Here is a 19,099-nt window from a genome sequence, read left to right on the forward strand (position 1 = left end):
CTCTTCGTCTTTAAGAGAATTTCTTACAAGTCTTGTCCGGGGAAGTTTAAGCGGCGCGCCGGAAGCTCGGTCACGCGGTTCCCCTTTCACAAGGTCTCGCGCAGCCGCCGCTTGATTCGGGCGAGCATCGCCGACATCCCGCGCAGCCGTAACGGGCTGATCAGATCCGCCAGGCCCAGTTCGCTGTAGAAGTCCTCAGGCACGGCCAAGATCTCGGATGCGGGTTGCTCGTCGAGGCCGGCGGCCAGGATCGCGGCAAAGCCACGGGTGGTCGGCGCCTGCGCCGGGGCGCTGAAGTACAGCCGCACCCGGTCCGGGTCTTGCGCGTCGACATGCAGGAACAGGGGGGACTGGCACTCGGGCACGGGCTCCATGGCGGCCTCGGCGAGGTCGGACGGCAGCGGCGGTAGCTCGTTGGCGAATTCCAACAGCAAGGCGAGCTTGTCCTGGCCCTGGACTTCGCCAAAGTCGGACACCACCTCCGCCAGCGGAGCGGGCATGCTCATCGCGGCGACGCAAGTCCATCGGCGGATCCGGGGCTCTCGCCCCCGACGATCGGCACCCGCACGGTATTGCCCCACTCGGTCCAGGATCCGTCGTAGTTGCGCACCCCGGGCTTGCCCAACAGATGGGTGAGCACGAACCAGGTGTGGCTGGAGCGCTCGCCGATGCGGCAGTACACGATGGTCTTGTCATCGGGGTCCAGGAAGCCGTAAAGCTCGTCGAGCTCGGCGCGGCCGCGGAACCGCCCGCTCTCGTCGACCGCCTTGGCCCACGGAATGGACTGCGCGTGGGGATGTGGCCGCCCCGCAACACGCCTTCCTCCGGGTAGTCGGGCATATGCGTGCGCTTGCCGGTGTACTCGTCGGGGGAGCGCACGTCGATCAGCGGCTGGGTGCCCAATGTGGCCAGCACGTCGTCCTTGTAGGCCCGGATGGGGGCGTCGTTTCGCTCCACGATCGGATAGCCCGCGGAGGTCTTGGCGGGCACGGTCAGCGAGGTGTCCCGGCCCTCTGCGATCCACAGGTCGCGGCCCCCGTTGAGCAAGCGCACGTCGGGGTGGCCGAACAGGGTGAACACCCACAGGGCGTAGGCCGCCCACCAGTTGCTCTTGTCGCCGTAGATCACCACGGTGTCATCGCGGCTGATGCCCTTGCGGTCCATCAACTCGGCAAATTGCGCACCGTTGATGTAGTCGCGCACGCGCGGATCGTTGAGGTCGGTATGCTAGTCGATCTTGACGGCGCCCGGGATGTGGCCGATGTCGTAGAGCAGGACATCTTCGTCGGACTCCACGATTGCCAGGCCGGGAACGCCCATGTGTGCGGACAGCCAGTCGGCGGTCACCAGGCGTTCGGGGTGGGCGTAGGCCGACAGGGTGGGATTTGGGTCTGGGGGCAACGGCACGGTGTCAGCCTACCCATCGCACTATCAGGTCAAGCAGCATCAGGGGAGCGGATTCGACGCCCAAAGTGCGGCTATGGATATACCGGCGCGGCTGATCAGGTCCCGCGTCAGCGGCAGCCCAATTCCCACCACGGCGGACGGATCGCCCTCGACGCCGGTGATGAACCAGCCGCCCAAGCCGTCCAGGGTGAACCCGCCGGCCACCTTCAACGACTCCCCGGTGGCCAGATAGGCCTCCAGGTCGTCGTCCGAGGGGGCCGCGAAGTGGACCGTGGTGGTCGAGGTCTCGTCGTCGCGGTGCGTGACGCGTTGCTCGGTCAACCGTACGACGCTGTGCCCGGTGTACAGGTGCCCGCAGCGACCGGCCATCGAGCGCCACAATTGCCGGGCGTCGTCGACGGTCTCGGGCTTTCCGCACAGCCGGCCGTCAATGTAGAGCATCGAATCGCAGCCGATGACAAGGCAGTCCGCGGCGACGGAAGCCTGCTGCCCGGTCAGGGTGGTTGCTACCTGTTCGGCCTTTGCGCGTGCCAGCACACGCACCACATCCGCCGGTGTTGCGGCCGGACCCAGCCCGGCCATGATGGCGTCCTCGTCGACTCCGGAGACCACCACCAGCGGATCAACGCCAGCCTGCTGAAGCACCTTGAGCCGACCCGATGAGGCCGAGCCCAGTACCAGTCGGGTCATCGCCGCATGTGCGTCATTTCCTGCAACGTGATGCGCTGCCAACTGAAGACGGGGTAGCGCAATCTGTCTACCGGCAACCCCCACCGGGATGGCTCGGGCGCTGCGGCCGGGGCTGCGCTGCGCAGGCTGCCCAGCACCGCGACCAGCGCCGCGAGCTCCTGTTCGGTCGGCGCTCCCTTGAGCACGTGGATGTGCGGTTCCAGCGGGTCATGCGCCGGCGCGGTCACCGTACCCTCGCCGCCCTCGCTGGCCTCGGTGGCGTCGCTGGTCTCGGGCTGTTGATCGATCGGCTGGTTGCCGTTGTTCACGTCGCTCACAGGGGGATGTTCCCATGCTTCTTGGGGGGCTGCTGGGCGATCTTGCGTTCCAGCAGACGCAACGCGGTTCCGATGTACCCGCGGGTGTACGACGGCGGGATCACCGCGTCGACGTACCCGCGTTCGGCGGCGATGTAGGGATTGACCAGGGTGTCCTCGTACTCCTGCTGCAGCTGCAGCAGGAGCGCGTCGACATCCTTGCCGGCCTCGGCCGCTTCCTTGAGCTGCTGGCGATACACGAAGCCGACCGCCCCGGACGCGCCCATCACCGCGATCTGCGCTGTCGGCCAGGCCAGGTTGACGTCGCAGCCCATGTCTTTGGAACCCATCACGCAGTACGCGCCGCCGTAGGCCTTGCGGGTGATGACGGTGACCTTCGGGACGGTGGCCTCGCCGTAGGCGTAGAGCAGCTTGGCGCCGCGGCGGATGATGCCGTTGTACTCCTGGCCGGTTCCGGGCAGGAAGCCCGGAACGTCCACCAGCATCACGATCGGGATGTTGAAGCAGTCGCAGGTCCGCACGAAGCGGGCCGCTTTCTCGGAGGCATCGATGTCCAGGCAGCCGGCGAAGTGGGTCGGCTGGTTGGCGACGATGCCCACCGGCCGGCCCTCGATGCGCCCGAACCCGACCACGATGTTCTGCGCATAGCCGGCCTGGATCTCGAGGAACTCGTCCTCATCGAGGATCCGGGTAATGACCTCATGCATGTCGTAGGGCTGGTTGGGCGAGTCCGGGATCAGCGTGTCCAGCTCCAGGTCCTCGTCGGTGAGGTTCTCCTCGATGGGCCCCTCGGGGGCGGGAGCGGGGTAGCGCGGTGCGTCGGTGGCGTTGTTGGGCGGCAGATAGCTCAGCAGCTCGCGCACATATTCGAAGGCGTCCTGCTCGCCGGACGCGACATAGTGGGCGGTACCCGACTTGACCATGTGGGTGTGGGCACCGCCGAGCTCCTCCATGGTGACGTACTCGCCGGTGACGGTCTTGATGACGTCGGGTCCGGTGATGAACATCTGACTGGTCTGGTCGACCATGACCACGAAGTCGGTCAGTGCCGGGGAGTAGACGTGCCCGCCCGCGGCGGCTCCCATGATCAGCGAGATCTGCGGGATGACGCCCGAGGCCAGGATGTTGTTGCGGAAGATCCGGCTGTACAGGCCCAGGGAGACGACACCTTCCTGGATGCGCGCGCCGGCGCCGTCATTGATGCCGATCAACGGTCGTCCGGTCTTGACCGCCAATTCCTGAACCTTGACGATCTTCTCGCCGTACACCTCACCCAGGCTGCCGCCGAACACGGTGGCGTCCTGGCTGAAGATGCACACGTCGCGGCCGTCGATGGTGCCGTAGCCGGTGACCACACCGTCGCCGACCGGGCGGTTGCTCTCCAGGCCGAAGTTGGTGCTGCGGTGCTTTGCCAGCGCGTCCAGCTCCACGAACGAGTCCTCGTCGAGCAGCGCATAGATCCGTTCGCGTGCGGTCAGCTTGCCTTTGGCGTGCACCTTCTCGATGGCGCCCTCGCCGACCGGATGCAGCGACTCGGCGCGGCGCTTGTGTAGCTCTGCGAGCTTGCCCGCGGTGGTGTGGATATCGATGGCGTGCTCGGCAGCGGGCTCAGCAGTGTGGTCGGTAACGCTGGTCATGGGAGTTGATGGTATCGGCCGCACCCGCATCGGTTGGCCCGGGCGTGCCTGAGCACCCGACGGTCGCGCGGGGATTGCCGATGTGCGCCGCGGCGAACCGTCCGACAATTGATCTCCCACGGCCGGCCCGGCGTTCTCTAGGCTTGTGCCGTGACGGACCGCGATCAGCTCAGGTTGCCGTTGGACGCCAGCAAGCTGCGTAGTGAGGCGATCGACTCGGGATGGCGCCAGCTCGACGTCGTCGATGAGACCGGCTCCACCAACGCCGATCTGCTGGCCCGGGCCGCTGCCGGGGCCGATATCGAAGGGGCGGTGCTGATCGCCGAACACCAGACGGCCGGACGGGGGCGGCTGGGGCGCGGCTGGTCGGCCACGGCGCGAGCGCAGATCACCATGTCGGTCGGGGTGCGGGTGGACGGCGTCCCCACCGCCACCTGGGGCTGGCTGTCGCTGGCCACCGGGTTGGCCGTGGTGGACACGGTGACCCCGTTGCTTGACGGCACGGCGGCGCAAGCGGGTTTGAAGTGGCCCAACGATGTGCTGGCCGGTCTGCCCGGATCGCTGGGCAAGCTGGCGGGCATTCTCGCCGAGGTGGCGATGCCCTACGCGGTGATCGGCATCGGGCTCAATGTCACCCAGGCGCCCGACGAAATTGCGGGGCCCGCAGCGACCTCGCTGCTGGACCTCGGGGTGCCGGCACCGGATCGCAACGAACTGGCTGCCCGGCTGTTGCGCGAGCTTGCGGCGCGGATCGATGAGTTCAGACGCGCTCACGCGCGGCTATTGGCGGACTACCGGGCCCGCAGTCTGACCATCGGTTCGCGCGTGCGTGCGCAACTCCCCGGCGGGCGCGAGATCGTCGGGATCGCCCGCGACATTGATGAGCAGGGGCGATTGCGCCTGCAGACTACGCCCGACGAGGCGGGCAAGTCCGGCGAGACGGTCGTGGTCGCCGCGGGTGACGTGGTGCATCTGCGCTAGTGCGGCGCGGCCATCCGTCCAACTTCAGCAAACAGCAGCCAACGGGGGATAGGGTCGCCACCATGGGCTATCCGGACAATGCCATGGCCGCAGGCGAGCAGGTCGTCCTGCATCGTCACCCGCACTGGACCCGGCTGGTCTGGCCGGTCGTGGTGTTGATCCTGATCACCGGGCTGGCCGCGCTGGGTTCGGGGTTCGTCAACTCGACGCAATGGCAGCAGCTGGCCAAGAACATCATCCATGGCGTCATCTGGGGGATCTGGCTGGTGATTGTCGGCTGGCTCACACTATGGCCGTTCCTGAGCTGGCTGACCACACATTTCGTGGTCACCAACCGCCGGGTGATGTATCGCCAGGGCGTGCTGACCCGCAGCGGGATCGACATCCCGTTGGCCCGGATCAACAGCGTGGAATTCCGGGACCGGATATTCGAGCGAATGCTTCGCACCGGGACGCTGATTATCGAATCGGCGTCACAGGATCCGTTGGAGTTCTACAACATTCCGCGCCTGCGAGAAGTGCACGCGCTGCTCTATCACGAGGTTTTCGACACCCTGGGCTCCGAGGAAGCCCCCAGCTGAGCGGCCGATCGCGCATCTGAGCGGTTGGCCCTGGCGGACTTGTTGCGCCAGGAGCGCAGCAGGGTGACGTTGCCGCCCTCGATCTCGTCTTCGAAGACTTCGGCGATACCGCCCGCGGTCAGTGCCGACTCCAGCGCCTTGTCCGGGTTGCGTGCGAACTCGTCGGGGAACACCCAGCGGCGGAACGCCCAGAACCGGAAGGCCATCTGCAGCAGATTTCCGATGATGTAGGCCGAGACAAAGTCGGCCAGGTTCTCCACGGTCAGCGAGACCATCGGCACCCGTAACTGCAAGACATAGCTGGAGAACCACAGCGGGGCCATGCTCAGCAGCACACCCACGCCGCTGAACGCGAAGAACAGCAGCGCCTCGTGGTGGCGCTCCCGGCCGCCACGGTCGCGGAAGCTCCATTCCCGGTTGAGCACATAGGACGCGATGACAGCGACGATTCCGGCGATCACCTTGGCCGTCACCGGCTTGGGTTCCAGAATCGTCAACTTCAGCGTGTAGAAAATTGCCGAGTCGATGATAAAAGTAGTGCCGCCGACGATGGCAAATTTGATCAGTTCATGATGACGCTGCGCAAAGGGCTGAACCACCCTGGGAAGGCGCGCGATTGTGGCATCGGCAAAGGACACAACAAGTCAGTGTACGGATTGACACGAACATAGACGCAAAATGATACATAACGATTTGGTGTTGCAGCCGCCAAACACGCCGGTCATGGGCCATGACACCATGATGGCCGTGCCAAGTTCTCGCACCCCCCAGGTTGCCATGGTCGGTGGTGGCCAGCTCGCCCGGATGACCCATCAGGCCGCTATCGCCCTGGGTCAGAACCTGCGTGTGTTGGTTAACTCCGCCGATGACCCGGCGGCGCAGGTGACACCCAATGTGGTGATCGGATCGCACACCGATCTGGACGACCTGCGCCGCATCGCGGCCGGAGCCGACGTGGTGACCTTCGACCACGAGCACGTTCCCGCCGAGCTGCTGGACAAGCTGGTGGCCGAGGGAGTCGTGCTGGTGCCGCCGCCACAGGCTCTGGTGCATGCGCAGGACAAGCTGGTGATGCGCCGGCGGCTGCAGGCACTCGACGTCCCGGTGCCGCGCTACCTGGGCATCCACCAGCTCGAGGAACTCGGTGAGCTGGACGCGTTTGCCCGCGAGCTGGACGCGCCGCTGGTGGTCAAGGCGGTCCGGGGCGGTTACGACGGCCGCGGTGTGCAGATGGCGCGCGATCTGGCCGATGCCCGCGACATCGCCAGCGGCTACCTGGCCGGGGGTGTTCCGGTGCTGGTCGAGGAGCGGGTCCAGTTGCGTCGAGAGCTCTCGGCGCTGGTGGCACGCTCGCCGTTCGGTCAGGGGGCGGCGTGGCCGGTGGTCGAGACGGTGCAGCAGGACGGCATCTGCGTCGCGGTGATCGCGCCCGCGCCGGCGCTGTCCGCGCAAGCTGGCGCCGATGCGCAACAGCTGGCGCTGCGGTTGGCCGCCGAACTGGGCGTGGTCGGGGTGCTCGCCGTGGAACTCTTCGAGACCACCGACGGCGCTTTGGTGGTCAACGAGCTCGCGATGCGGCCGCACAATTCCGGGCACTGGACCATGGACGGATCGCGCACCAGCCAGTTCGAGCAGCACTTACGCGCGGTGTTGGACTACCCGCTCGGCGATACCGAGGCGATCGCGCCGGTGACCGTGATGACCAACGTGTTGGGGGCGGCCGCGCAACCGGCGATGAGCCTGGACGAGCGCCTGCACCACCTTTTCGCCCGGATGCCCGATGCCCGGGTGCACCTCTACGGCAAGGACGAGCGTCCCGGCCGCAAGGTGGGACATATCAATTTCCTCGGTTTCGACCCGGCGGCCGTTGCCGGGCTGCGAGAGCGGGCCGAGCTGGCGGCACACTGGTTGTCACACGGACAGTGGACGGACGGATGGGATCCCCATGGCTGAACAGCCCCGGGTCGCGGTGATCATGGGCAGCGACAGTGACTGGTCGGTAATGGCTGACGCCGCCAAGGCGCTGGCCGAATTCGACATCGCGATGGAGGTGCGCGTGGTCTCGGCGCATCGCACCCCGCAGGTGATGTTCGACTACGCGCGCGACGCGGCCGGTCGTGGCATCGAGGTGATCATCGCCGGCGCCGGCGGAGCCGCGCACCTACCCGGAATGGTGGCCTCGGCCACCCCGCTGCCGGTGATCGGGGTGCCGGTGCCGCTGGCCCGCCTCGACGGACTGGACTCGCTGTTGTCGATCGTTCAGATGCCGGCCGGGGTGCCGGTGGCTACCGTGTCCATCGGAGGCGCCCGCAATGCCGGCCTGCTGGCGGTGCGGATGCTGGGATCATCCGATCCTGCGCTGCGCGCGCGGATCGCCGCTTTCCAAGACCAGCTGGCGCAGACCTTGCAGGCCAAGGATGCGGAACTTCAGAAACTTGCGGGTAAGTTAACCCGCGACTAGAAGCCGACTAGGAGGGCTCGCAAGATGGCTGGTTGGGCCGGAAACCCGTCTTTTGATTTGTTCCAGCTTCCGGAGGAACACCAGGAGTTGCGGGCGGCGATACGCGCGCTGGCGGAAAAGGAGATCGCGCCGCACGCCGCGGACGTGGATGAGAATTCCCGGTTTCCGCAGGAGGCCCTTGATGCGCTCAACGCTTCCGGGTTCAATGCGGTGCACGTCCCCGAGGAGTACGGCGGCCAGGGGGCCGACTCGGTGGCGGCCTGCATCGTCATCGAGGAGGTCGCTCGCGTCGACGCCTCAGCCTCGTTGATCCCGGCGGTCAACAAGTTGGGCACCATGGGCCTGATCCTGCGCGGTTCCGACGATCTGAAGAAGCAGGTGTTGCCGTCGCTCGCCGATGGCGCCGCGATGGCCTCCTACGCGCTCAGCGAGCGCGAGGCCGGTTCGGACGCCGGAGCGATGCGCACCCGGGCCAAGGCCGACGGTGACGACTGGATTCTCAACGGCACCAAGTGCTGGATCACCAACGGCGGCAAGTCCTCCTGGTACACGGTGATGGCCGTGACCGACCCCGAAAAAGGTGCCAACGGGATATCGGCGTTCATGGTGCACAAGGACGACGAAGGCTTCGTCGTGGGCCCCAAGGAGCGCAAGCTGGGGATCAAGGGCTCACCGACCACGGAGTTGTACTTCGAGAACTGTCGGGTTCCCGGCGACCGGATGATCGGGGAGCCCGGCACCGGCTTCAAGACCGCCCTGGCGACGCTGGACCACACCCGCCCGACCATCGGTGCCCAAGCGGTGGGCATCGCTCAGGGCGCCCTGGATGCCGCAATCGCCTACACCAAGGACCGCAAGCAGTTTGGGAAGTCGATCAGCGATTTTCAGGCGGTGCAGTTCATGCTCGCCGACATGGCGATGAAGGTGGAGTCCGCGCGGCTGATGGTCTACTCCGCCGCCGCGCGCGCCGAGCGTGGCGAATCCAACCTCGGATTCATCTCCGCCGCGTCGAAGTGCCTGGCCTCCGACGTGGCGATGGAGGTCACCACCGACGCGGTGCAGCTGTTCGGTGGCGCCGGATACACGGTTGACTTCCCGGTCGAGCGGATGATGCGCGACGCCAAGATCACCCAGATCTACGAGGGCACCAACCAGATTCAGCGCGTCGTGATGTCGCGGGCATTGCTGCGCTGAGGTACCGAACCGCAGATTCGCTTCATCGCATCCGATCCGCCAGTACAGTCAAGGTCACGGCACCGCCAATCAATCGGGTGGGCAGGCAGGTGGCCGAAATAAGCTGGCGCGCCGAGTATCGTCGGCCTTCGTCTGACTCGAGCAAACGGGTTATCCGCGGCCAGGGGGTGTGAGGTAGAGGACGTGGTTACCTGTGCGCGTACCACATGAGCATGATCTGACTGCGGGGCTTGGTCCCAGCACCGGCCAGCGGGCTCAGTGGCAGACGTTGTCGCTGCTGCTGGTCGAGGACGATCGGGCCGACGCAATGCTGGTCGAGGAGCTGATCGCGGACGCGGCCGTCGACATCCAGGTGGTGTGGGCGCGCTCGATGGCTCACGCCGAGCGCGAATTGAGCGCGGCCCGGCCCGATTGCGTGCTGTTGGACCTCAACCTTCCCGACGCCAGCGGCATCGACGCGCTGGACCGCATCGCCAACCGCGATGCCACCGTCCCGGTGGTGGTGCTGACCGGGCTGAACGACGAGTACTTCGGCGCGACGGCGGTCGCCGCCGGTGCACAGGACTATCTGGTCAAGGGTCGCGTCGATCCGGAGATGCTGCGGCGCGCGATGCTGTACGCGATTGAGCGCAAACGTGCCGAGCTGATCGCCGCCGACCTGCACGCAACCCAGCTCCGAGCCCGCGAGAATGCGCTGCTGGAACGCGGCCTGCTGCCCTCGCCGCTGCTGCTCGACTCGCCGGGAGTCGACATCGTCGCCCGGTACCGGCCCAGCCGCGAAGACGCGTTGCTGTGCGGCGACTTCTATGACGTCGTGCAAACGGCCGACCGGGTGGTCCACGTGTTGATCGGTGACGTCGCGGGGCACGGCCCCAATGAGGCCGCGCTGGGCGCGGCGCTGCGCATCGCGTTTCGGGCCCTGACGCTGGCCGGCGTGCACGGCGGCGAGCTGATGCGCCAGCTCGACCGGGTGCTGCGCGCCGAACGCACCGGCGAGGGGATCTTTGCGACGGTGCTCAGCCTGGCCATTCCGCCCCAGCCCGCCGGCTCGGCCGACGGCGCTCACATCCAGGTGATCCGTGCCGGACATCCCGGGATGCTGCTGCACGGCGGTGGCACCGTGCACTGGCTCGAGCCGCCGGCCGGGCCGGCGCTGGGGCTGAATTTGGGCAACTGGTGCCAGCATGAGGTGGAGCTGCCGGTGGACCACGGGCTACTGCTGCTCACCGACGGGCTCTTCGAGGGGTATTCGGGGCACCGTCGGGAACGGCTGGGCGAGCATGGGCTGCTGTCGCTGGCCCGTTCACACGCTGGCTTGTCGGGTCCGGCGTTCGTCGACGCACTCATCGACGGTGCGCAGCAACGCGCTCAATCACTCGGCGGGCTCACCGACGACATAGCGGTGCTGCGAGTGGAACGCACGCCTGCATGACTCCGGAACCGCCCATCCGGCCCCGCACGCGGCGCCGTATCGCGCTCACGGTGCGGGGATGGCAAGCCCTGGTGCTGTCGATCATGGGCGTGATGGTGCTCGCCGGCACCGTCGCCGGCGCGGTCCTGCTCAATCGCACCGACGGTGTATCGCGGGAACTCGGCGACAACATCGAGCCCGCACGGGTCGCGGCTTTCCAGCTGCAGTCGGCCTTGCGCGACCAGGAATCGGGGATCAGAGGCTATGTGATTTCCTCCGACAGCCAGTTCCTCAGCCCCTATTACGACGGCCGGCGCACCGAAGAGGCTGCGGCCCAAAATATCCGGCGACTACTGGGGCGCCGGGGTGACCTGCTTGCCGACCTGGACGCGATCGAGAAGGCGGCGCGCGCGTGGCGGGCCAGCTACGCCGAGCCGCTCATCGCACAGGTCAACTCGAATGCTCCGGTCATGCTCAACGGCGCGGCAACCGCGATCGGTAAGGCCCAGTTCGACCAGCTACGAACCCTTTTCGAGGACCAAAACCGGCATCTGGGTGCCGCCCGCGCGCAGGCCGCCGAGCGCCTGCAACGAATGGACGACTGGCGTGACCGGGTGCTGGCCGCAATGGTGCTGTTGTTCTTCGCGACGGCAGCGCTACTGGGAATCCTGACCAGGCGTGCGGTCACCATTCCGCTGGCCGCGCTGGCTGCGGCCTGCCGCCGGGTCACCGAAGGCAACTTCGGCGAAGGCATCGTTGCGCCGCGCTGGCCCAGAGACATCCGGGGTATCGCGATCGACGTCGAGAACATGCGCCAGCGAATGGTCGAAGAGCTCGACACCTCACGTTGCGCCCGAGCTCAATTGGACGAACAGGCAGAGGAATTGCGACGGTCCAATGCCGAGCTCGAGCAGTTCGCCTACGTCGCGTCCCACGATCTGAAGGAGCCGCTGCGCAAGGTCGCCGCATTCTGCCAGTTACTGGAGCGGCGTTATGCGGATCAGCTCGACGAACGCGGCATCGAGTACATCGGCTTCGCGGTCGACGGCGCCAAACGCATGCAGGTCCTGATCAACGACCTGCTCAGTTTCTCCCGGGTCGGCCGGCTGGGTGCCACCAGCGTCGAGGTCGAACTCGGCGCGACCCTCGATGCTGCCGTGGCCAATCTCGGCGCGGCCATCGAGGAATCAGACGCCGAGATCGTGCGCCTCGAGCACGGCTTCCCACCGGTTGTTGGAGATCCGACCCTGCTGACGATGTTGTGGCAGAACCTGATTGGCAACGCGGTCAAATTCCGGCGCGAAGACCTGCCGCCCCGGGTGGTCATCGATTGCCAGCTCGGCACGGGAGATCACCAGGGCCTGTGGCTGTTGAGCGTGTCGGACAACGGTATCGGCATTGCGCAGGAGTTCGCCGACAAGGTCTTCATCATCTTCCAGCGCCTGCATGGTTGCGATTCCTACGGCGGAACCGGTTTGGGCCTTGCGCTGTGCCGAAAGATCGTCGAGCACCACGGCGGCACGGTGTGGATTGACTCCTCGTACACCGATGGGACTCGCTTCCAGTTCACCTTGCCCGTCGCCGCGCCCGCGACCGCGGACCCAGAACACCTCGAACCTGCCGAAGGGATAGCCGAATGACAGCACCGGGTCGACCCATTGACATCCTGCTCATCGAAGACGATCCCGGGGATGAACTCATCACCCGGGAGGCGTTCGAGCACAACAAGGTCAACAACCGGCTGCACGTCGCCCACGATAGCGAGGAGGGGCTGGATTACCTTTATCAGCGGGGCAAGTACCAGCAGGCGCGCCGGCCCGATCTGATCCTGCTCGACTTGAACCTACCGAAGTACGACGGTCGGCAGTTGCTGGAGAAGATCAAGTCCGACTCCGAGCTTTGTCGTATCCCGGTGGTGGTACTGACCACGTCCTCGGCCGAGGAGGACATTCTGCGTAGCTACAACCTGCATGCGAACGCCTACGTCACCAAGCCGGTCGATCTCGACCAATTCATGACCGCCGTCCGGCAGATCGACGAGTTCTTTCTTCAGGTGGTTCGGCTTCCGCAAAGCTGAGTAGCGCGGCGGCTCAAGGTTTTCCGACAGGCTGGTTGGACGCCACGATCCCGAGTTGGTCGACCTCGTGTACGTGGACGGTCGAGAAATCGAAGAACATACCGACGATCTGTATCGCACCGGAGGCTATCGCGGGAGCCAAGACCTGGTTGTGCGCAAGCCTTTCCAGCTGAACCGCCACATTGACCACAGCTAGCTGGTCGAGTTCGCCGAACCCGACGGACGCCGCGCTCGCCCGTGCCGGATGACCGTATCGGAACGCGGCCAAACTATCGTGTGCGTGTTCAAGCCAGTGGTTCATCGGGCGGTCGACGTCACTCGCGCCGTTGTCCAGCAACGCCTGCATTGACCGGCACGACGAGTGTCCGCATACGACAACCGAACTCACACCGAGTTGGTTGACCGCGAAGTCCAGGGCGGCATCCACCGAGCGTTCGGTTGGATCGATCGGTACCAGGTTGCCGACGTTGCGGACGATATACAGGTCGCCCGGTTTGCTGGCCGTGATGACGTCGGGCAGGATCCGGGAGTCGGCGCAGGTGAGAAAGACCGTGTCCGGGTTGGCCGGATCCATCAGTTCCCGCACATGGTGGTGCAGCGTGCCGATGCCGTTGCGATGGTATTCCTCGACACCGTGCCGAATCGAGGGTTCGGCATCGGGATGGCTGTCGCGCCTCGATGTCCAGGGTTCCCGCAGCGCTCGAGACATGAAGTGGCGTTTCGGCGGACTGGTGTGCGCGCTGACCAGGTTGGCCGGCGACGTCTCGATGATGGTGACTTCGCCGCCGGTTGCTTCGTGAGCGGTCTTCCAGTCGGAAATGGCTTCGGAGACGGAGTGGTCGATGTAGTCGGCATTCAGGTTCAGCGTGATGTCGCTGCCCTCTGGCAGCTCGGAGAGCACGTTGGTCAGCCGCGGCAAGAGCAGGAAACTCAACGTGCCATCGATGTCGACCCGCCAGCGCTTCGCCTCTTCGCTCACCAGCCTGGCCTCGATCGGGGCGCGGATGACCCTGATCAACAAGAAGGCGATCGCAACACCGAGTCCAATGACCACGCCCTCGAGCAGGTTGAGGAATATGACGCCCAGGATGGTGATGACGTAGATCGCAAAATTGCCGGTCCGCCACGCAATCTGGATGTGTGCCAGCTGGATGAGCTGGGCGCCGACCACAATCAGGAGCCCGGCGAGCGCCGCTTTGGGGATGAGTTCCACCAGGCCGGTGAACAGCGAGGCGAACAGCAAGATCCACACCCCGTGCAGCACCGCTGAGGTGCGGGTGCGGGCTCCGGCTGCCACATTGGCCGAACTGCGCACGATGACGCCGATGACGGGAAGACCGCCGAGCAGCCCGGAGAGGACGTTGGCGCTGCCCTGCCCGAGCATTTCCCTGTTGAAGTTGGTCCGCGGGCCATGGTGCAACTTGTCCACACCGACCGCGCACAGCAGCGATTCGACGCTGGCGATCAGGGCGATGGTCAACACGCCGACGGCGATGATGCTGATGTCATTGCTCCAGGGCTGACCGTCGGGGGTCAGCTCGGGCAGCCGGGGCAGCGAGATGGCCTCGAAGAAGTTGCCCGAAAGGTTGATGCGCTCCACATCTAGATTCACCATCAACGACAGTGCGGTGGCTCCGGCGATGGCCACCAGGGGGCCCGGAACCATCCGCACCATGGCGGGCAACCGTGACCACACCAACAATATTGCGATCACCGTTCCGCCGACGATCACTTCGTGTAGCTCGTGATGAAGGATGCCGTTGGGCAACGCCGCAATGTTGCGCCACGCCGAGCTGTGCGCCGAGCCGCCCATCAGGACATGGATCTGTTGCAGCACGATGGTCACGCCGATGCCGGCCAGCATGGCGTGCACCACCACCGGTGCAATGGCCAGCGCGGCGCGCGCCATCCGGCTCAGCCCGAAAATGATCTGCAGGACGCCCGCGCCGAGGGTCATCAGGCACAACATCTGCCAACCGACCTGTTCGATCAATCCGGCGACCACCACGGTGAGGCCGGCGGCCGGGCCGCTCACCTGAACCGACGACCCGCCGAGCAGTCCGGCGACAATGCCACCCACCACCGCGGCAATCAAACCGGCCATCAACGGAGCACCGGAGGCAATGGCGATCCCCAGCGACAGGGGCAGCGCTACCAGGAAGACGACGAGCGACGCGGGGAAGTCATGGCGCAAGTTGGCCCGCATCCACTGGGATCGAGATTCGGGTGCCTCGGCGGAGTTCTTGACTGCGGTGGTCATTTGTTGACTCCTCAAAGCCGGTCAAAGAGGTCATCCCGGGCGGGCCGGCAATCGAGACCTGACACCCCTTCGACACCGGCTGGAATGTGGTCTGTCAAATCAAGTGTCCGCCGAGCGTCGTAGGTGCGTGTGAGGCAGTTCATATTTGTGCGCAGCAAATCTATGAGTCTGCAGGTTTTATATCCAAAATCCTCCACGCTTCACCGGCCCGTGCGGCAAACCCCCGCACTGATTCATTGACAACTCACAAGAAAGTTTCCGGTGCTGACCGCGAATTAGGATTCGCCCAGAAGTGTTTCGTTGTGCTCGCCGGTGGCCGGCGGGGGATCGGCGAGCACCGCGCTAAAGCTCGAGTAGCGCGCGGGCGTCCGGATCACCGTGACGGCGTCATCGCCACTGCCGACCTGCAATGCCAGCTCGTTCTCGGCGAACAACGGCGTTGTGACGACCTGTTTCCAGGTGTAGGCCAGGCAGGCCATCAACCCGCCTTCGTGCAGCAGTTCGACCCATTGCGCGGCGGTCTTGGCGGCCAGGGTCGATTCCAGTTCTTCGGTCAATTCCGCGTAGTTGATCGCCCGCGCGCGTTGGTCGATGAAGCGCTCGTCGTCGAGGAGATCGGGCTGGCCGATGATCTCGCACAGCCGCTGTCAGTGCTTGGGCACGTAGGCGCTGATCAGCAGGTAGCCGTCGGCGGCGCGGAAGGCATCCGATGGCTGGGTCGCAAAGGCAACCCGTTTGCGGCGCGCGCCCGCGGGTGTCTGCTCGGGCCTTTTCGGCGCGTCCGAACTGGGACGATTGAGGTGCATGGTGAGCTGGTTGGCCTGCAGCCCCACCGCGACGTCGTACATCGCCACCCGGACGGTGTCGGCCACCCCGTGCCGCTCGCGGTTGAGCAGCGCGGCCAGGACCGCCTGGGCCAGCACATGCCCGCTGGCATTATCGACCAACTGAAACGGGATGATCTGTGGCTTGCCGTCGGGGGTGGGCATTCCGGTGGTCATTCCCGCCTCGGCGGCGACTATCAGATCGACGCCCGGTCGAGTGCCGTGCGGGCCGTTGCCGCCGAATGCCGACAACCGGGCATAGATCAGTTTGGGGTTGCGGGCGCGCAGGTCCTCGGGGCCAAGGCCCATTCGCTCCATCACGCCGGGCCGAAACCCCTCCAGCACCACGTCGGCGGTGTCGGCGAGCCGCAGGATCTGCCGGCGAGCCGTGTCGGTGGACAGATCCACCGACACCGACTTCTTGCCCCTGTTGTTCGGTAGGAAATAGGTCGCTAGCGGCGGGCGGTGCGGCAGCACGGCGGTGATGTGCCGCGCCGCCTCACCGCCGGGGGCCTCAACCTTGATCACCTCGGCGCCCAGGTCGGCCAGGACCTGTCCGGCCAGCGGCCCGGCAACGTTCTGGGTGAAATCGAGCACCCGAAACCCATCGAGTGGTTTGGCGGGGTTGCCCTCGGGCATCGGCAAATCCTTCCCTGCGGCGCGTGTCACCAGGCGACCGGCTCGGCGCGCTCGGTTGGACGAGTCGCGACATCGTGACGTTCGCCCCGAAAACTCAAGCTGTCAAGTGGGACATCAAGATCGGCCACTGCTCAGCCCGGTTGACGAGCCGCCGGGGCGGCGCGGCACGACGTGGCTCACCCGCTGCCCTCCGGATCGCGCAGGATGGCGTTTTGCAAGGTGGTGGTGAGCCAGGCTTCAAAGCGCTGCAAGGTGAACCCGCCGTGGGTAACCATGATCTCGTGGCTGGCTGGACTGGTGATGGCCCAGGCGGTATCCACCGCGTCTTGACGGGGCAATCGCAGGGCGTCGTCGGGAATGGTCACCAGCAGTGCCCGCATCGTTTCCCGGCGCAGCATCTGGATCTGATGCCACTCCGCTGCGATGGCGCTGTCGACGCCGGATCCGTCGCGGTAGGCGCGCCACGCTATCGCCGAGCGCCGTGCCGCGTCGCAGACTAATGCCGAAACCTGGGCCAGGGTCCCGGCGGGGCTATCGGGTTGAAGTTGAGCGGCAAAGTGCTGTCCCGATGGCGCGGCGTCGGGGGCGAGGGTGCTCTCGAGATAGCCGCGGAGCAGCGCGCGTTTGCCGCCCCAGGCGAGGTAGAGCGTTTGCACGGTCACCCCGGCTCCCTCGGCGATCCGGCTGACCGTCGAGGCGACGTATCCGACACGAGCGAATTCTTCGGCGGCGGCCGTGAGCAGCAGGTGACGGGTCTGCGCGCGCGACGCGGCCCCCGCTTCGCGTACCCGGGTTGTATTTCGCTGCCGCTTTCTTTCCATCGAAGTCAGCATACTTCAGCGTGCTAGATTGTAACTCAATCAGGATTGAGTGCCACTCAAGTGTGTGCGTGAACAGGAGTTATCGTGCCGACGCGAAATCCAATCTACGACCGTCCATGGCGGCGGGCCGGGGTTGTCCGCTACGCGGCGGCTCGGGTACGGGCAATCCTGCGGCCGCCGGTGACGGTGTCGGCGGCGCCGCCGGACCTGGTGGTGGACCGCGACGTTTCGGTTCGGATGCGCGATGGCGTGGTGCTGCGGGTCAACGTCTACCGGCCCCCCGGTTCGGGGCCGTTTCCCGTCATCCTGGCGGCCCATCCCTACGGCAAGGACCGGCTGCCCAAGCGCAGATGGTGGGGCTGGGGCATCAATCCGCAGTTCAGGATCCTGCGCCAGCCCGGCCAGGTGGAGATCTCGAGCGAGACCAGCTGGGAGGCGCCCGATCCGGTCTGGTGGCTGGCCCATGGCTATGCCGTTGTCAACGCCGACATCCACGGCGCCGGGACATCCGATGGCGCCGGGGCGTTGATGTCCGACCAAGAAGCCGAGGACGTCTACGACCTGATCGAGTGGGCCGGCGCCGCGCCTTGGTCCAGTGGCGGCGTCGGCATGGCGGGCGTGTCCTACCTGGCGATGGCACAGTTCAAGGCCGCCGCGTTAAGACCGCCGAGCCTCAAGGCGATTTGCCCCTGGGAGGGGTTCACCGATGCGTACCGGGACATGTTCAACCCCGGGGGAGTGGCGGAAAAGGGCTTCTCGCGAGTCTGGCAGACCGGCACCAAGCATGTGATGCGGGTGACCGAGGACATCGGCGCGCAGCGCCGGGTGCACCCGCTGCGTGATCAGTGGTGGCAGTCCCTGGTACCCGACCTCGGCCGGATCGAGGTCCCGATGCTGGTCTGCGCCAGCTTTTCGGATAACAACCTGCATGGGCGCGGTTCTTTTCGGGCATTCGAAAAGGTCGGTGCCGAAGACAAGTTCGCCTACACCCACCGGGGCGGCAAGTGGACGACCTTCTACAGCCCCGAGGCCCGCCAGGCCCAGCTCGCCTTCTTCGACCGCTATCTCAAACACTTTGATGTGCCCAAACCGCCCCGGGTTCGGCTCGAGGTGCGCGAGCGGGGCGACGTCATCGCGGAGACTCGCGCCGAGCGGCAATGGCCACTGGAAAACACCGACTGGCGCGACCTCTACCTGGCCGACGACGGTGTGTTGGACCATGAGCCCTCGGCAGCCGAGGGATCGGTCACCTTCCACACTCGCAGGCGCGCAGCGGCATTCACCCTTCCCGTGGTGGCAGATCTCGAGCTCACCGGTCCGATGAGTTTGGCGCTGTGGGTGTCAGTCGAGGGCGCCGACGATGTCGCGTTGTTTGCCGGCGTTGAGAAATGGGTTGGCAACAAATGGGTTTCGTTTGAAGGGTCCTACGGTTACGGCCGGGACCGGATCACCACCGGGTGGCAACGCGTATCGCTGCGAGAACTCGATGTCGAGCAGTCGACGCCGTACGAGCCGGTGCACACTTTCGCACACTCCCAGCCGCTGTCGCCGGGTGAGGTTGTTCCCGTCGAACTCGCATTGGGCCCATCAGCAACCGCCTTTCACCACGACGATCGCATCCGGCTGGTCATCGCCGGTCGCCAGCTTGCCCCGCGCAATCCGCTCTACGGAAGTTTTCCCGCCCTGTACGCGCCCAGCCCGCCGGCGCGCTGCACCCTGCACTGGGGAGCGGACCGGCCGGCACGGTTGCGGGTGCCGGTCACCAGCTCCGGCGACAACGCCCCAGCCTGAGAATTACT

Annotated in this window: 15 protein-coding genes and 3 pseudogenes; 9 read left to right on the forward strand and 9 right to left on the reverse strand. The window is 65.9% G+C overall.

Translation table 11 applies throughout. The features are described from left to right. Nucleotides 1-86: 86 nt before the first annotated feature. The 5 genes and pseudogenes from MPSD_RS06995 to MPSD_RS07015 form a co-directional block, all read right to left on the reverse strand. A complete protein-coding gene (locus tag MPSD_RS06995) occupies nt 87-506 on the reverse strand; it encodes a SufE family protein (protein WP_020788401.1) in 420 nt (139 codons plus the stop codon). Beyond that, nucleotides 503-1,407, reverse strand: a pseudogene (locus MPSD_RS07000) (sulfurtransferase). The gene MPSD_RS06995 and the pseudogene MPSD_RS07000 overlap by 4 nt, the downstream one beginning before the upstream one ends. A 39-nt stretch (nt 1,408-1,446) precedes the next feature. After that, a complete protein-coding gene (locus tag MPSD_RS07005) occupies nt 1,447-2,097 on the reverse strand; it encodes a Maf family protein (protein ID WP_011740577.1) in 651 nt (216 codons plus the stop codon). Continuing rightward, nucleotides 2,094-2,303 (reverse strand): annotated as a pseudogene (locus MPSD_RS07010) (acyl-CoA carboxylase subunit epsilon); the annotation flags it as partial. The gene MPSD_RS07005 and the pseudogene MPSD_RS07010, both read right to left, overlap by 4 nt. Before the next feature lie 107 nt (nt 2,304-2,410). Further along, the gene (locus MPSD_RS07015) at nt 2,411-4,051 is read right to left on the reverse strand and encodes an acyl-CoA carboxylase subunit beta (RefSeq protein ID WP_020788398.1); all 1,641 of its coding nucleotides are present in this window, start codon (nt 4,049-4,051) and stop codon (nt 2,411-2,413) included. A 150-nt stretch (nt 4,052-4,201) separates the two neighbouring features. Between MPSD_RS07015 and MPSD_RS07020 the strand changes: the two genes are divergently transcribed. Both MPSD_RS07020 and MPSD_RS07025 read left to right on the forward strand, forming a co-directional pair. Next, a complete protein-coding gene (locus tag MPSD_RS07020) occupies nt 4,202-5,032 on the forward strand; it encodes a biotin--[acetyl-CoA-carboxylase] ligase (RefSeq protein WP_020788397.1) in 831 nt (276 codons plus the stop codon). A 62-nt stretch (nt 5,033-5,094) separates the two neighbouring features. Then, nucleotides 5,095-5,613 (forward strand): PH domain-containing protein, encoded by a 519-nt coding sequence (locus MPSD_RS07025; protein ID WP_012393132.1) that lies wholly within the window; start codon nt 5,095-5,097, stop codon nt 5,611-5,613. Here the strand turns inward: MPSD_RS07025 and MPSD_RS07030 are convergent. Further along, nucleotides 5,568-6,251, reverse strand: a complete 684-nt coding sequence (locus MPSD_RS07030) for a GtrA family protein (RefSeq protein WP_011740572.1) — start codon at nt 6,249-6,251, stop codon at nt 5,568-5,570. The genes MPSD_RS07025 and MPSD_RS07030 overlap by 46 nt on opposite strands. A gap of 100 nt (nt 6,252-6,351) precedes the next feature. Between MPSD_RS07030 and MPSD_RS07035 the strand changes: the two genes are divergently transcribed. The 6 genes from MPSD_RS07035 to MPSD_RS07060 all read left to right on the forward strand — a co-directional run bounded on the left by MPSD_RS07035 (nt 6,352) and on the right by MPSD_RS07060 (nt 12,756). After that, nucleotides 6,352-7,566 (forward strand): 5-(carboxyamino)imidazole ribonucleotide synthase, encoded by a 1,215-nt coding sequence (locus tag MPSD_RS07035; RefSeq protein ID WP_161628272.1) that lies wholly within the window; start codon nt 6,352-6,354, stop codon nt 7,564-7,566. Further along, nucleotides 7,559-8,074: a 5-(carboxyamino)imidazole ribonucleotide mutase gene (gene purE / locus MPSD_RS07040; RefSeq protein ID WP_086084688.1), complete on the forward strand. Its 516-nt coding sequence runs from the start codon at nt 7,559-7,561 to the stop codon at nt 8,072-8,074. The genes MPSD_RS07035 and purE overlap by 8 nt, the downstream gene beginning before the upstream one ends. A gap of 24 nt (nt 8,075-8,098) precedes the next feature. Further along, entirely contained in the window at nt 8,099-9,268 is a 1,170-nt protein-coding gene (locus tag MPSD_RS07045; protein WP_012393135.1) for an acyl-CoA dehydrogenase, read from the forward strand. A gap of 193 nt (nt 9,269-9,461) precedes the next feature. Next, a complete protein-coding gene (locus MPSD_RS07050) occupies nt 9,462-10,700 on the forward strand; it encodes a PP2C family protein-serine/threonine phosphatase (RefSeq protein WP_020727291.1) in 1,239 nt (412 codons plus the stop codon). Further along, nucleotides 10,697-12,319, forward strand: coding sequence for a sensor histidine kinase (locus MPSD_RS07055; RefSeq protein ID WP_036426863.1), 1,623 nt, complete (start codon nt 10,697-10,699; stop codon nt 12,317-12,319). The genes MPSD_RS07050 and MPSD_RS07055 overlap by 4 nt, the downstream gene beginning before the upstream one ends. Further along, the gene (locus tag MPSD_RS07060) at nt 12,316-12,756 is read left to right on the forward strand and encodes a response regulator (protein ID WP_020788394.1); all 441 of its coding nucleotides are present in this window, start codon (nt 12,316-12,318) and stop codon (nt 12,754-12,756) included. The genes MPSD_RS07055 and MPSD_RS07060 overlap by 4 nt, the downstream gene beginning before the upstream one ends. A 13-nt stretch (nt 12,757-12,769) precedes the next feature. On the opposite strand, the gene MPSD_RS07065 is transcribed toward MPSD_RS07060, so the two are convergent. The 3 genes and pseudogenes from MPSD_RS07065 to MPSD_RS07075 all read right to left on the reverse strand — a co-directional run bounded on the left by MPSD_RS07065 (nt 12,770) and on the right by MPSD_RS07075 (nt 17,300). Beyond that, entirely contained in the window at nt 12,770-15,016 is a 2,247-nt protein-coding gene (locus MPSD_RS07065) for a SulP family inorganic anion transporter (protein ID WP_020788393.1), read from the reverse strand. A 275-nt stretch (nt 15,017-15,291) separates the two neighbouring features. Beyond that, a pseudogene (locus MPSD_RS07070) lies at nt 15,292-16,479 on the reverse strand (CoA transferase). A gap of 176 nt (nt 16,480-16,655) precedes the next feature. Then, nucleotides 16,656-17,300, reverse strand: a complete 645-nt coding sequence (locus MPSD_RS07075) for a TetR/AcrR family transcriptional regulator (RefSeq protein ID WP_232022774.1) — start codon at nt 17,298-17,300, stop codon at nt 16,656-16,658. Nucleotides 17,301-17,384: 84 nt separating this feature from the next. Between MPSD_RS07075 and MPSD_RS07080 the strand changes: the two genes are divergently transcribed. Beyond that, entirely contained in the window at nt 17,385-19,091 is a 1,707-nt protein-coding gene (locus MPSD_RS07080) for a CocE/NonD family hydrolase (protein ID WP_020788389.1), read from the forward strand. The last annotated feature ends 8 nt before the right edge of the window (nt 19,092-19,099 follow it).

The sequence above is a fragment of the Mycobacterium pseudoshottsii JCM 15466 genome (genome assembly GCF_003584745.1).
In the GTDB taxonomy this organism is placed as follows: Bacteria; Actinomycetota; Actinomycetes; order Mycobacteriales; family Mycobacteriaceae; genus Mycobacterium; species Mycobacterium marinum.

Bases quoted from the DNA above. Each gene is read 5' to 3' on its own strand.
- MPSD_RS07075 (WP_232022774.1), bottom strand. From the start codon at position 17,300: ATGGAAAGAAAGCGGCAGCGAAATACAACCCGGGTACGCGAAGCGGGG.
- MPSD_RS07015 (WP_020788398.1), bottom strand. From the start codon at position 4,051: ATGACCAGCGTTACCGACCACACTGCTGAGCCCGCTGCCGAGCACGCC.
- purE (WP_086084688.1), top strand. From the start codon at position 7,559: ATGGCTGAACAGCCCCGGGTCGCGGTGATCATGGGCAGCGACAGTGAC.
- MPSD_RS07005 (WP_011740577.1), bottom strand. From the start codon at position 2,097: ATGACCCGACTGGTACTGGGCTCGGCCTCATCGGGTCGGCTCAAGGTG.
- MPSD_RS07045 (WP_012393135.1), top strand. From the start codon at position 8,099: ATGGCTGGTTGGGCCGGAAACCCGTCTTTTGATTTGTTCCAGCTTCCG.
- MPSD_RS07060 (WP_020788394.1), top strand. From the start codon at position 12,316: ATGACAGCACCGGGTCGACCCATTGACATCCTGCTCATCGAAGACGAT.
- MPSD_RS07025 (WP_012393132.1), top strand. From the start codon at position 5,095: ATGGGCTATCCGGACAATGCCATGGCCGCAGGCGAGCAGGTCGTCCTG.
- MPSD_RS07035 (WP_161628272.1), top strand. From the start codon at position 6,352: ATGATGGCCGTGCCAAGTTCTCGCACCCCCCAGGTTGCCATGGTCGGT.
- MPSD_RS07065 (WP_020788393.1), bottom strand. From the start codon at position 15,016: ATGACCACCGCAGTCAAGAACTCCGCCGAGGCACCCGAATCTCGATCC.
- MPSD_RS06995 (WP_020788401.1), bottom strand. From the start codon at position 506: ATGAGCATGCCCGCTCCGCTGGCGGAGGTGGTGTCCGACTTTGGCGAA.
- MPSD_RS07055 (WP_036426863.1), top strand. From the start codon at position 10,697: ATGACTCCGGAACCGCCCATCCGGCCCCGCACGCGGCGCCGTATCGCG.